At 73.2% G+C, this 13,191-nt stretch carries 9 protein-coding genes and 1 riboswitch; of the genes, 4 read left to right on the forward strand and 5 right to left on the reverse strand.

Annotation, left to right across the window (positions count from 1 at the left end):
• Window positions 1–61: 61 nt before the first annotated feature.
• Entirely contained in the window at window positions 62–940 is an 879-nt protein-coding gene (locus ACWC9T_RS08130; RefSeq protein ID WP_449820222.1) for a carbohydrate kinase family protein, read from the reverse strand.
• A 3-nt stretch (window positions 941–943) separates the two neighbouring features.
• Complete coding sequence (locus tag ACWC9T_RS08135) at window positions 944–1,888, reverse strand: pseudouridine-5'-phosphate glycosidase (RefSeq protein ID WP_449820223.1); 945 nt, start codon at window positions 1,886–1,888, stop codon at window positions 944–946.
• 137 nt (window positions 1,889–2,025) lie between these two features.
• Here ACWC9T_RS08135 and ACWC9T_RS08140 point away from each other — a divergent pair, with 137 nt between their 5' ends.
• The 3 genes from ACWC9T_RS08140 to ACWC9T_RS08150 all read left to right on the forward strand — a co-directional run bounded on the left by ACWC9T_RS08140 (window position 2,026) and on the right by ACWC9T_RS08150 (window position 6,240).
• Window positions 2,026–2,928: a LysR family transcriptional regulator gene (locus ACWC9T_RS08140; RefSeq protein ID WP_449820224.1), complete on the forward strand. Its 903-nt coding sequence runs from the start codon at window positions 2,026–2,028 to the stop codon at window positions 2,926–2,928.
• A gap of 153 nt (window positions 2,929–3,081) precedes the next feature.
• On the forward strand, window positions 3,082–4,797 hold the full coding sequence (locus ACWC9T_RS08145; RefSeq protein WP_449820225.1) for a peptide-N4-asparagine amidase: 1,716 nt from the start codon (window positions 3,082–3,084) through the stop codon (window positions 4,795–4,797).
• A 675-nt stretch (window positions 4,798–5,472) separates the two neighbouring features.
• Window positions 5,473–6,240, forward strand: a complete 768-nt coding sequence (locus ACWC9T_RS08150; RefSeq protein ID WP_449820226.1) for a (2Fe-2S)-binding protein — start codon at window positions 5,473–5,475, stop codon at window positions 6,238–6,240.
• Window positions 6,241–6,479: 239 nt separating this feature from the next.
• On the opposite strand, the gene ACWC9T_RS08155 is transcribed toward ACWC9T_RS08150, so the two are convergent.
• The 3 genes from ACWC9T_RS08155 to ACWC9T_RS08165 all read right to left on the reverse strand — a co-directional run bounded on the left by ACWC9T_RS08155 (window position 6,480) and on the right by ACWC9T_RS08165 (window position 11,160).
• Window positions 6,480–8,066 carry an alpha-amylase family glycosyl hydrolase gene (locus ACWC9T_RS08155; RefSeq protein ID WP_449820227.1) on the reverse strand — a complete coding sequence of 529 codons (1,587 nt, stop codon included), beginning with the start codon at window positions 8,064–8,066 and terminating at the stop codon, window positions 6,480–6,482.
• Window positions 8,067–8,312: 246 nt separating this feature from the next.
• A complete protein-coding gene (locus tag ACWC9T_RS08160) occupies window positions 8,313–9,848 on the reverse strand; it encodes an APC family permease (protein ID WP_449820228.1) in 1,536 nt (511 codons plus the stop codon).
• A 352-nt stretch (window positions 9,849–10,200) separates the two neighbouring features.
• The gene (locus ACWC9T_RS08165; RefSeq protein WP_449820229.1) at window positions 10,201–11,160 is read right to left on the reverse strand and encodes a M23 family metallopeptidase; all 960 of its coding nucleotides are present in this window, start codon (window positions 11,158–11,160) and stop codon (window positions 10,201–10,203) included.
• A 2-nt stretch (window positions 11,161–11,162) separates the two neighbouring features.
• Window positions 11,163–11,338, reverse strand: a riboswitch (cyclic di-AMP (ydaO/yuaA leader).
• Window positions 11,339–11,655: 317 nt separating this feature from the next.
• Here ACWC9T_RS08165 and ACWC9T_RS08170 point away from each other — a divergent pair.
• On the forward strand, window positions 11,656–13,191 hold the full coding sequence (locus ACWC9T_RS08170) for an MFS transporter (protein ID WP_449820230.1): 1,536 nt from the start codon (window positions 11,656–11,658) through the stop codon (window positions 13,189–13,191).

The raw sequence follows: 13,191 nt of genomic DNA on the forward strand, positions 1-13,191 counted from the left end.
CGCACGAGCAGGCGGCCCGCGCAGCGGAACCGCCCACCCCGTCAGCCGTCCCGCCCCGCGACTAACACCCGCCGAGCGAGGCCCCCGGCGAGGCCAGCACCCGGGCCGCGCTGCGGTGCCCGAGCCCGGCCGCCAGGTGCAGGTCCCCGGTGTCCAGGAAGCCGGCCAGGAAGCCCGCCGCGAAGGCGTCCCCGGCCCCGGTGAGGTCGCGCACCTCCGCGACCGGCGGGACCGGCACGGTGAACAGGCCCTCGCCGGGCACGTCGACGGTGGTCGCCTCGGCGCCGGACTTGGTGACCACCGTGGTGGCCGCCATCCGGGCGCGCTCGGGCCCGGGCAGGCTGTCCACCAGCAGCCCGAGGAAGGCCGACTCGGAGCGGTTGGCGAACAGGAAGGTCGGCGCCAACTCGGCCAGCAGTGCGAGGAACCGCTCCCGTCCGAACTGCTCCAGCATGCCGGTCGAGGAGGCGTCCACCGAGGTGGTGCCGCCCGCCTGCCGGACCCGTGCGAGCGCGTCCACGGCCGTGGCGCCGACCGGCTCGCCGTCGAAGGAGTAGGCGGGCACGTGCAGGTGGGTGAGGCCGGTCAGCCATGCGTCCGGGACGCGTTCCAGCAGCGTGGCGGCGCCGCGGTCGGGCAGCATGGTCCGTTCGCCCTCCTGGTCGATGAGGACCACGATGCTGCCGGTCTGGCCGTGTCGCTGCACCCGTACGTCCACGCCGTGGCCGCCGAGTTCGGCGACGATGCCGTCCCCGACCGGGTCCGGGCCGACGCAGCCGAGGAAGCGGGCCGGGTACTGCCCGGCGGCGAAGCGGGCGACGTTGGCCGCGCTGCCGCCGCGCCGCCGGAAGACCCGGGCGCTGGAGTCGGTGCCGTGGCGCAACGGGCCGTCGACCCAGACCACGATGTCCTCGACGAGGTCGCCGAGTACCCCGAGCACGGGTCAGGCCCCGGTCGACGCGGCGGCGGCCAGGGCGGTCGCGATCTCGCCGCCGAGGCGCACGTTGCCGCGGTAGACCTCGACGTTGACCTCCAGGCTCCGGCCGTCGGTGTCGCGCTGGATGTAGTCGAGCAGGAAGGGCGTGGAGGCGTTGCCGGTGACGCCCTGGCGCTCGGCCTCGGCCCAGGCGCGGGCCAGGATGCCGTCCAGCTCCTCCGGCGGCAGCTGCTTGGCCGGGTCGACCGGGTTGGCGATCAGGACGGCCTGCGGCAGGTCGAGCCGGTCACGGGCGTCGATGACCTTGGCGGCCTCCTCGGGCGACTGGACGGCGTAGTTGATCTCGTGACCGGAGTCGGTGATGTAGAAGCCGGGGTACTTGGTGGTGCGGTAGCCGATGACCGGGATGTTGAAGGTCTCGAAGCGCTCCAGGGTGGCCCGGATGTCGAGGATGGACTTCACCCCGGCGCTGATCACGGTGACCGGGGTGGCGGCCAGGGTGGTCATGTCGGCCGACTCGTCGAAGCTCTCGGAGGCACCGAAGTGGACGCCGCCGAGGCCGCCGGTGGAGAAGACCCGGACGCCCGTGCGGTGGGCCAGGAAGGCGGTGGCGGCGACGGTGGTGCCGCCGTGCCGGCCGAGCGCGGCGACCACCGGCAGGTCGCGCAGGCTGACCTTGTCCAGGCCGTCGGTGTCGGCCAGTTCGGTGATCTGCTCGGTGCTCAGACCGACCGTGGGCACGCCCGCGTGCACCCCGATGGTCGCCGGGACGACGCCCGCCTCCCGCAGCTGCCGCTCGGCCTCCAGCGCGACGGCCAGGTTGCGCGGCCGCGGCAGGCCGTGGGTGAAGATCGTCGACTCCAGGGCGACCACGGGACGGCCGCCGGCGACGGCCTGCTCGACCTCCTCGGAGACCTTGATGGCGGGGGTGCTGGTGGGCAGTCCGGTCATGATGCGAGCTCCCTGTGAGATGCCACTGCGATGGGGCAACGTGCGATCAGCGTATGGACGGTTCACATCGGAATCCAGAATGAGTCCTGGGGCTTCTGACAGGCTTTCACCTATCAGTTCGTACTAGGCTGACCGGCATGGGTTTCACCTTGCGCCAGCTGGAGGTCTTCCTGACCGTCGCCGAGACGCTGCACTTCGGCCGGGCCGCCGAGCGGCTGCACATCTCACAGCCGACGGTCAGCCAGGAGGTCGCCCGGCTGGAGAGGACCGTCGGCGTCGAGCTGTTCGACCGCAGCCGCCGCTCCGTCGCCCTGACCGGGGCTGGCGAGGTGATGGCTACCGAGAGCGCCCGACTGCTCAAGCAGGCCGACGCGCTGCTCACCCGGGTCCGGCTGCACGAGGAGTCCCGGCTCGGGACTGCCCGGATCGTCGCCTCCCCGAGCGTGGTGAACCGGCTGCTGCCCGCCGTGGTGAGCCGGGCCGAGCAGGAGCTGCCCACGCTCGCCACCGCCGAACTCGCCGTGGACACCGGGCAGGTGTCCACCACCCTGGCCGCGGAACTCGCCGACATCGGCCTCGGCCGGTTCCTGGAGGACGTGCCCGGCTACCGGCTGGAGCGGATCGCCGACGAGCCGGTGCGGGTCGCCCTCGGCCGGGACCACCCGCTGGCCGGCTGGACCGGTCTACGGCTGGCCGAACTGCGTGACCTGCCACTGCTGTTGTGGCCGCGCGAACAGCATCCCCGCTACTACGACCACGTGCTCGGCCTGTGCGCGGAGCACGGCATCGACCCGCCGGTGCTGGTCAGCCCGCCGCGGATCGTCGGCTCCCGCCTCTACCTGCTCGCCCGCAACCGCGCCTTCTCGCTGGTGCCCGGCTCGATGACCGGCCACCTCACCGAGGACGTGGCCACCGTACGGTTGGAGGGCCGCGCCACCCTGCCGCTGGAGATGCAGTGGCGGACGGACGACCGGCGCCCGCCGCTGTCGGTGCTGCGCAATCTGATCCGGCAGGAGGCGGCGGCGCTGGAGGAGCTGTAGGAGCACCGGCGACAGCACCGGAGGAACCGCGGGAGCCCTACGAGAAGCCCCGGCCGCGACTCTTGACGCTCACATGCCACCGCCGGAAGGATGCCCGGATCACCCACCCGGCCCGTCCCGCGCCGACGGGCCGCCCGACCCCGGGGATCCGCCTTGGCCCTGCGCCCGCTGCTCCGCCGCACCGACGCCCGCCGCGCCGACGCCGGTGGCACCGCCGCCCGCCACACCGCCCTGCGCCGCGCCGCCCGCTTAGTCGGCGCCGCCGTCCTGACCCTCGCCGGCACCCTCACCGCTGCCGGGCCTGCCCACGCCGACTTCGGCACCGACTACCACGACCCGGTCACCGCCACCAAGCCGCTCACCCGCCCCGACACCCGGTCCTGCACCGTCGAGGTGATGCACGAGCGCGAGTTCCGCAACGGGTACGGCAGCCCGCCCGACACCCCCTACACCACCATCCTCACCCCGCCCGCCGAGTGCGCCGGGCCCTGGTCGGCGGTGGTCATGGACCTCCACGGGCAGGTCGCCGGACGGCAGTTCGACCGGATCTTCAGCGTCCGCGTCGGCGGCGTGCAGGTCCTGCTCTCCTCCACCCCGGAGCCCTCCAAGGACGGCATCCAGTGGAACGTCGAGCGCGATCTCACCCGGTACGCCCCACTGTTCACGGCCGGGCCGCAGCCCTTCTCCTTCGACCTCGCCAATGTCACCGACACCACCTACACCGGCGTCTACAAGATCACAGCGAGCCTGACCTTCTACACCGCGAACGACCGCTGGCCCGCGGCCCGCGGCGCCGACCGGCTGCTCACCACCGGCCCGCTCGCACTCACCCAGGCCGCCCCGACCGCCGGTCGCGAGCTCACCTTCCCACAGAACCTGGAGCGGTTGACCGCCGAGGTCTACGCCCGGGGCGGCGGTGCCTGCGAGGAGTTCGCCTACGCCTCCGCGCCGGACGCGTTCGTCGCCGCCAACCCGTCGATCGGCGCCTGCGGCAAGGGCCCGTTCCGCGAGCTGCGACTCACCGTGGACGGCCGGGTGGCCGGCGCGGTCTGGCCCTACCCGGTGATCTACACCGGCGGCTGGGACCCGCTGTTGTGGCGGCCGATCCCCGGCATCTTCGGCTTCGACCTGCCCGCCTACCGGCTCGACCTCACCCCGTACGTCGGCCTGCTGCTGGACGGGCGCCCGCACACCGTCGGCATCACGGTCAACGCGAGCGAGGCGCAGAGCAACGACGTCTGGACCGGCCAGGTCAACCTCTTCGCCGAGGTCGACCACGGCACCGACCGCACCTCCGGGCAGCTCGCCGACTACCGGGTCGCCCCCGAGGCCACCGTGGGCACCGAGCTCACTGACCACGGCGGCGGCAGCGGCGACTGGACCGTCACCGCCGCCCGGCACGACCTCGCCCGGGGCTGGGTGCAGACCTCGCACGGCCGGATCACCACCGAGGTCCGCGACGACCTCGCCTTCAGCTCCGCCCAGCAACTGCGTGACAGCGGCAACGACGTGACCCTGCACAACGGCGCCGACCTCACCCGCACCACCGCCACCTGGGGCGGCGGACCGCACCGCACCACCACCGTGCACGAGGGCGAGCCGCTGGACGTCACGTACAAGGTGAGCCACGACGCGGCCGGGAACACCGATCAGCGCACCGCGATGGACCTCGGTTACCACCGCGAGGCCACCACGGCAACCGGCAACCACGTCACCGAGCGCTCCACCGTGGACCACACCCTGCGGCCCACTGCCCAACGCCACGACGGGGACCGCACCGTACGGACCGGCAGCAGCACCGAGGACTACCGCAGCACCGGGCCGGAGGGGCCGTACCACCGGACGCTGAGCTTCGTGGACGGCTGGTAGTACCCGGCCAAGGCCTCGCAACTTGCGAAATTTGCCCGAATTCGAGCCTTTCACCCCTGGCGCACGCGGCGTAGGAGGCGCATGATGGGAAATGGACCTGCGAGGTAGCTGAAGGAAGTTCGACCGCAGGAGGCAGTGGCGACAGATCGAGACGGATCAGGGTCTGCCGCTGGTACTACCTCGGTCGACGATCGAACTACCGGCTGTGAGGACACAACGTCCGGAGGCCACCCCCACCTCGCAGGTTCCGCGCGTCCACGGAGCATCCCCTCGGCTCCGTGGACGCGCTGTTCGCATGAACCGGGCCATGCGCCAGCAGCAGGAGTACGGCGAAGGCGGCGGGCGCTCGCCGGGACCGGACGGACCAGGACTGGTGGTCGGTGCGTATGCGGCCCAGCCTGCGGGCAGCTCTCCCGGGGGAGGCGGACTCCTCCCAGCGAGGGAGGCAACTCCCCTCCGGGGAGGGAGGCTCGGTCGGTGGTCCCGGGAGCAGAATCGGTGCACGCCCGACGCGGCGGTGCCGGGCGGCCGGGGCGCGGCGGTACCGTTCATGCCCGTGATCGGTGTCCGACCGCGCCCTTGGAGGCCTGCCTCGATGCCCCTGCACCACCGCCCGACCGCAGCCGGGCCGACCGAGCGTGGCGCGGGATTCAACGACCGTACCGGGGAGGGCCGTTGAACCCCGCGCCCGACGACGACCGCCGGCCCGACGACCAGCGCCCTGACGACCGGCGCGCCGACTACGGCCGACTCGCCGCCGTCGGCCCGTACTTCGCACTCGACACCTCCCCGGAGGGAACCCCGCCGCCCGGCTTCCGACCGCTGCCGGAGCTGTACGGCACCGGGACGGACGCGCCGCTCGCCGCCCGGATCCGGGTGGTGGCACAGCGGCTCGGCACCGCCGAACCCCGGGTCGCGGCCTCGATCCTGCACCTCGGGCTGGCCGCCCGCTTCTGGTCGGTGGGCCTCGGCTCGGCCGTCCTGCTGGGGGCGGTCCCGACCCTGGAGCACGCCTGGGTGAGGATCCCCGACCAGGGCCCGATCGACCTCTGGACTCCGCCGGAGCCGGCCGCCGTCACCACCGCGGGTCTCGCCGATCAGCTCCATCAGGCCGTCCTGCTGGGCCAGTTGGAACCGCTGGCAGCGGCGGTCCGAGCCGCCGTCCCGCTCTCCGCCCGCCTGCTGCTCGGCAACGCCGCCTCCGCCCTCGCCGGAACCCTACGGGTGCTGGACGCCCATGCGCCGGCCGTCGCTCGGGAGTTGGCCGCGGAGCTGCTGGACCGTCCGCCACTCGCCGGGTCCGGCACCCCGCTCACCGGCCCGCACGGCACGGCCTTCCGACGCACCAGCTGCTGCCTCTACTACCGGATCGGGCCAGGCGCCGGACTCTGCGGGGACTGCTGCTTCACCCGACCGCCGGCCCCCGGGAAGCGAGACCACTGAGCGAGACCGCCAAGACCTCACACGGCTGACGTCCGGGCAGCCTGAATCGCCCACAGCCCGCACCCGGCTTGTCCAAGGCCGGGCGCAGGCCGCCGGTCCCACCCTGCGCCGACGCGGCCCCGCCCGGTCGGGTCACCCTGCTGAATGCAACCACCCATGGATGCAGCTTGCAACCATCTGGCGTCGATCGAAAGCCGGGCCGGCTCCGGAAGGCTCGGGACGACCCCGCCGGGCCCGGATCAGCCCAGTTCGAACACCCCGTACGAGAACCCGTCCGCCCGCAGCTCGCCGCCCGCCACCCGCACGCCCTGCCCCTCCAGCGGCCGTACCGCGCGCTCGCCGCCCACCAGCCGCACCACCCCCGGCTCCCGTCGCGGGTTGACCGCCACCAGGTACCGCCCGGCCCGGGTGTACACCAGCGGGTACCCGGCGTTGCGCACCTCCACCCCGCCGGACGCACCCAGCCCCGGGTACGTCCGGCGCAGCGCGATCAGCCGCCGGACGGTGTGCAGCAGTGAGGTGGGGTCGGCGCGCTGGGAGAGCACGTCCGGGCGCTGCGGGTCCGGGTCCAGCGGCAGGTAGAACCGCTCGGACGGCCCGCTGGAGAAACCTGCGCCGGGGCCGGGCGTCCACTGCATCGGGGTGCGCGAGCCGGCCCGGTTGTAGCGCGGCCCGAGCACGCTGCCCTCGACGTCCGGCAGCCCGGGCAGGTAGCGCATGCCGATCTCGTCGCCGTAGTAGACCGCGGGCAGGGTCGGCCAGGTGAGCAGGAAGGCGAAGGCGGGGGCGAGTTGCTCGCCGGCGCGCGGGCCGGTGGCCAGCCGGGAGAAGTCGTGGTTGGCGGTGGGCAGCACGATGTGCCCGTTGCCCTCGGTCAGCTCGGCGGCGGAGCGCCAGGCGTCCAGGAAGAGCTGCGGGGTGCCGCGCCCCTCGGCCTCGAAGTAGCACGGGCCCTGCTGCCAGAACTCCTCCACCGTCCCGGCGTTGTTGTTCCAGAGCGACCGCAGGGGTAGGCCGTGGTCGTCCCCGCCGAAGTGCAGGAAGAAGTCCGCGTGGAACCCGGCCGCGACGGCGGCGGCGGGCTCGCCCCACTCGGCGAGCAGCGCGGCCTCCGGGTGGCTGCGGTCCAGCCAGTCGCGCAGCTCGGTCCAGAGCTTGGCGGTCTCGACCTTGCCGGGGTCGTCCTTGACCAGCGAGTACGCCATGTCCACCCGGAACCCGGCCACGCCGAGGCCGAGCCAGTGCGCCATGATCCCGCGCAGCGCCGCCCGGTTGGCGCGCGGGCCCTCGGCGTCCACCGGCTGGCGCCACGGCTCCTCGGAACTGCCACGCGCGTAGCCGAAGTTGAGCGCCGGCTGACAGTCGAAGAAGTTCGGCCGGTACCAGCCGGGGCGGCTGCCGGGCGAGGCGACGAAGCCGTCCACCTGCCGGTCGGACCAGATGTAGCGGTGGTCGAACGGGTCCTCGGTGGCGGCCAGGAACCAGGGGTGGCGGTCGGAGGTGTGCCCGGCGACCAGGTCCAGCAGGATCCGGATGCCCCGCCGGCGCGCCGCCTCGACCAGCGCGACCAGGTCCTCGGTGCGGCCGTAACGCGGCGCGGGGGTGAGGTAGTCGGTGACGTCGTAGCCGGCGTCGCGGAACGGCGAGGCGAAGCAGGGGTTCAACCAGACGGTGTCCACGCCGAGCCAGGCGAGGTGGTCGAGGTGCTCGGTGATGCCGGCGAAGTCTCCGATGCCGTCGCCGTCGGAGTCGGCGAAGGTCTGCGGATAGATCTGATAGAGGACGGCGTCGGCCAGCCAGGCCGGGCCAGGGCGGGTCGAGGTCATGGGGTGGGTCCTCCTACCGGGTCCGGGGGCCGTACGGGCCGGGCCGAGGGGCCGGGCTTGCCCGGGCTGAGCCGGGCGCCAACGATTCTCGTCCGATCCCGGCCGCCACGCTACGACGCCAACGCCTCCGTGAAAACCCGGGCCCGCCGGGTGATCTCCGCCCAGTCCCCCGCCGCGACCGCCTCCGGCGGTACCGGCGGCCAGCAGTTCGGTCCGCCGGTCCACCGGGGCTGACCGGCCCTCGGCTCAGCGCTCGACGGCCTCCTCCAGCACGATCCGCCCCATCCGCGCGTACCGCTCCGGCCGCCAGCGCCGCATCGCCAGCGCCAGCCCGATCCCGCCCAGGAACACCCCGATCACCAGGTACGGGATCAGCCGAAACAGCAGGGTGCCCGAAGCCGCCCCGGCCGCCGCGTCCTTGTTGACCACCAGCAGCACCACCACCCCGGCCATCGCCGCCCCGCCCACCAGCGGCGCGACCAGCGTCCGGCACCAGTGCGCGGTCTCGGGGTGTTTGCGCCGTACATGGAAGTACCCGACCACCGCGAAGGAGCAGAGCGTCTGCACGACGAGGATCGCCATCGTCCCCAACAGCGCCAGCAACGTGTACAGATGAACGTACGGATCCATCCCCGCCGCCCGGAAAGCCAGCACCAGCCCGGCCGCGATCACCGACTGCACCACCGAGGCGACGTACGGCGAGCCGTGTCGCGGGTGGGTGCGGCCGAGCGCCGGGTGCAGGAAGCCCTCCCGCCCGATCGCGTACAAGTACCGCGCCGCGCACTGGTGGAAGGCCATCGCGCAGGCGAACGAGCCGGTGACGACCAGCCATTGGAACATCGTCACCGCCCAGGCCCCCAGGTGCGCGCCCAGTGGGTCGAAGAACAGGTTGTTCCCGTCCTTGCCCGGCACCGACCCGCTCGCCACCGCGATCGCGTGCTCGACTCCGTTGCCGGACAGGATCATCCAGGACACGAACACGTAGAACAGCCCGATCCCGACCACCGACACCAGGGTCGCCCGTGGCACCACCCGCTTGGGGTCACGCGATTCCTCCCCGTACATCGCGGTCGACTCGAAGCCCACCCAGGACCAGAACGCGAAGAACAGTCCCAGCCCGGCGGCCGCCGCGCCCGAACTCCCGACCCCCCTCAGCGCGTTCAGCGGGTTCACGGCCTCGCCCACGATCCCGTCCGGCCCGCCGCCGGAGGCCAGGACGGCCAGCGAGACCGCGCCCAGCACCCCGATCTCCAGCACCAGCGCCACCCCGAGCACCTTGGCCGTCAGATGCAGGTCGAACCAGGCCGTCACCCCGATCGCCGCCACCCCGAACAGCGCGTACCAGCCCCAGCCGAGGTCCACGCCCAACTGTGAACGGACCAGCCCGCGCAGCGAGTAGGCGAAGAAACCGATGATCGAAGCCTCGAAGACGATGTACGCCATGACCGCGAGCAGCCCGGCGGCCATCCCGGCGACCCTGCCCAGCCCGTGCGAGATGTACCCGTAGAACGCCCCGGCCGCCGTGATGTGCCGGGCCATCGCCACGTACCCGACCGAGAACACCGTGAGCACCACGGTCGCCACGATGTACGCGGCGGGCGCGCCGACCCCGTTGCCCTGCCCGACCACGATCGGCAGGTTCCCGGTCATCGCGGTGATCGGCGCGGCGGTGGCGATCGCCATGAACACCACGCCCGTCAGGCCCACCGAGCCCGCCTTCAGCCGGTCGACCCCGCCCGACCCTGCCCGCTCCCCGACCGCGTCCCCGCTCCCGACCGCCATCCGGCCTCCTCGTCCGCCCAGACCCGTCCGCCCGCCGGAGAAGGGCCGGGCGCTGACCGCCCGACAGCATCGCGCGACCGGGGCCGCACCCGAAAGACGACGGATCTCGCCAAAAACAGCAGGAGTTGACGCTCAGTTCGACCGCTCGAACACGCCCGGAGCCGGAAACGGCAGCGGCCGGCCCGGCTCCACGAGGAGTCCTCGCGAAGCCGGGCCGGCCTTGGGCGTGTCCCGCGCCCATGTCCGCTGATGCGGCGATCACCCGGTCGAGCGGTCACCCGACATGACCATCCCGGGTGGTCGATTCGCCCCGCAACAGCGGTGGTTCCTGAGACCCGCGGTCAGCGCAGGGTCAGAGCGCGACGCCGTGCGCCCGCAGGTAGGCGACCGGGTTGATGTCCGAGCCGTACTCCGGACCGGTACGGATCTCGAAGTGCAGGTGCGGGCCGGTCACGTTGCCGGTGGCGCCGGAGAGGCCGAGCCGCTGGCCGACGGTGACGGTCTGACCGATCTTCACGCCGATCACCGACAGGTGCGCGTACTGCGCGTACTTGCCGTCGGCGAGCTTGATCTCGACCTCGTTGCCGTAGGCGCCGCCGTTGCCGGCCTTCACCACGACACCGCTGGCGGCCGCGCGCACCGGGGTGCCGGTGGAAGCGACGAAGTCCTGGCCGGTGTGGTGGCCGGAGGCCCACATCGAGCCGGCCACGCCGTAGGCCTCACCCAGCACCGGGTTGGCCAGCGGGGCGACGTAGCCGGAGGTGGCGGCGACCGGGGCGGCGGTCACGGCCTGGGCCGGGGCGGCGGTCTGAACCTGGGTCTGGACCTGGGCTCCCGGCTTGGCGGCCTCGGTCTTGACCTGCAGCTTGGTGTCCGCGGCGGCGGAGGCGCTCTGGGTGACCGGGGCGGCCAGAGCAGCCGGAGCGGCCGGAGCGGCCGCAGCAGCGACGTCGGCCGCGAGCGAGAGCTGCTGGCCCGGGAAAATCAGGTTCGGGTTGGCGCCGACCACCGAGCGGTTCTGCTCGTACAGCGCGTGCCAGCCGCCCACGACCTGCTTGGCGTCGGCGATCCCGGACAGGGTGTCGCCGCCGACGACGCGGTAGCTCTCGAGCGCGGCGGCCGGGGCGGCCGACTTGGCCTCCGCGGCGGCGGTGTGCTGCGCGACCGAGGCGGCCGGCGCACCCGGGGCGGTGTAGGCCTGGGCGCCCATCGCGGTCACGAGCGGCAGCGCGAAGGAGACACCGGTGACGGCGACGCCGATGCCGATGCGGGCGACGCGGGGCAGGGCGATACGACGGGCCTGAGCAGGCATGGAAGTTTCCTCTCCGACGCCTGCGAGGTGAGCTGTCGGGTTCGGGCTGGAGTTGCCCGGCCGCATGCACGGCTTCACCCCAAGCCGGTCCTGGACGTTCGCACTGAGAAGCGCGAACTCCGGTCCGGCGACTTACCTGTGGGTCCCCCGCTCCTGCCGTACAGAGCTCAGTTCGAACCATCGGGCAGCGGCAGGACTCGGCGTTCCACCCGGTGGATCCACCCGGGCTGGCCGAGCGGTCGCTGAACTAAAACCCATCCGTTCGGGTGAAGCAATGTCGATCTCCTGAACCGGCTGCATCTCCCCGGAGGATGGTGACACTCCGCACGATCCGCCACACGATGCGTACACAATCCATTCACCGAGCGCCACTGCCCCACGACCCTGCGCCGATCTCCACCCCCCAGCGCGACCGTCCGCTCACGCACCGCTCGCGGCGGACACGCCACGCGGTGACCCTTGTCACGTACGCCCCGCCGGGCGCAGGATCGGGCCGTGGCCACCTCGACAGCCGGCACCCTGCGCCTGGGCACCGCGCAGGGTCGCTGGGTACTCCTGGCAACCGTGCTCGGCTCCAGCATGGCGATGCTCGACGGCACCGTGGTGAACGTCGCCCTGCCCCGGATCGGCGCCGACCTCGGCGCCTCCCTGGCGTCCCTGCAATGGACGCTGAACGCCTATCTGCTCACCCTGGCGGGCCTGATCCTGCTCGGCGGCGCGCTCGGCGACCGCTACGGAAGGCGCCGGGTCTTCCTGATCGGCGTGGTCTGGTTCGCCGCTGCCTCGGCTGCCTGCGCCGCCGCCCCGAACATCGAAGTGCTGATCGTGGCCCGCGCCGTCCAGGGCATCGGCGGGGCACTGCTCACCCCCGGCTCGCTCGCCATGCTCCAGGCCGTCTTCCATCCTGACGACCGCTCGGCGGCGGTGGGCCTGTGGTCCGGCCTCGGCGGGGTGTCCGCGGCCGTCGGCCCGTTCCTCGGCGGCTGGCTGGTGGACGGCCCCGGCTGGCGCTGGATCTTCCTGCTGAACCTGCCGCTGGCCGCCGCCGTGGTCGCCGTCACCTCCCGGTACGTCCCGGAGAGCCGCGACGAGTCCGCCTCCGGCCGCTTCGACGCACCCGGCGCGCTGCTCGCCGCGCTCACCCTCGGCGCGATCACCTACGCGCTCACCGCCGCCGGGGAGGGCCTGTCCCCCGCCGTCTGGCTCACCGGCGCGATCGGCCTGCTGCTCGGCGCTGCCTTCGTCGCCGTCGAGCGCCGCACGCCCGAACCGATGCTGCCCCTCGGGCTGTTCTCCTCCCGGCTGTTCACCGCCGTGAACCTGGTCACCCTCTGCGTCTACGCGGCCTTCAGCGGGGTGTTCTTCCTGCTGGTCGTGCAGCTGCAGATCGTCTCCGGCTTCTCCCCGCTGGCCTCGGGCTTCGCCCTGGTGCCGATCACCGTGCTGATGCTGACGCTGTCGGCGCGCGCCGGGCGCCTCGGCAAGCGGGTCGGCCCGCGCATCCCGCTCACGGTCGGCCCGCTGCTGTGCGCCGCCGGGGTGCTGCTGATGCTGCGCATCGGCCCCGGCTCCTCCTACTGGGTGGACGTGCTGCCCGCCGTCGCGGTGATGGGCAGCGGGATGACCCTGCTGGTCGCACCGCTGACCGCGACGGTGCTGGCCGCCGTCGAGGTGCGGCACGCGGGCATCGCCAGCGGCGTCAACAACGCCGCCGCCCGCGCGGCCGGCCTGCTCGCGGTGGCCGCCCTCCCGGCGCTGGCCGGGCTGAGCGGCGACGCCTACCGGGTACCGTCCTCGGTGGACTCCGCCTTCCACACCGCGATGCTGATCTGCGCGGGCCTGCTGGCCGGCGGCGGGCTGATCGCCTTCGCCACCGTCCGGGGCAATGTGCTCGCCCCCGAGGAGCACCCGGTGGCCGAACCGAACTGCGACTGGCCCTGCGCCACCACCACCCCGCCGCTCGACCCCGGACACGCCCGGACGCACGAGGGCCCCGCCACCGGAACGGCGGCAGGACCCTCGGGGGGCTGA

This window comes from Kitasatospora sp. NPDC001159 (genome assembly GCF_053598235.1).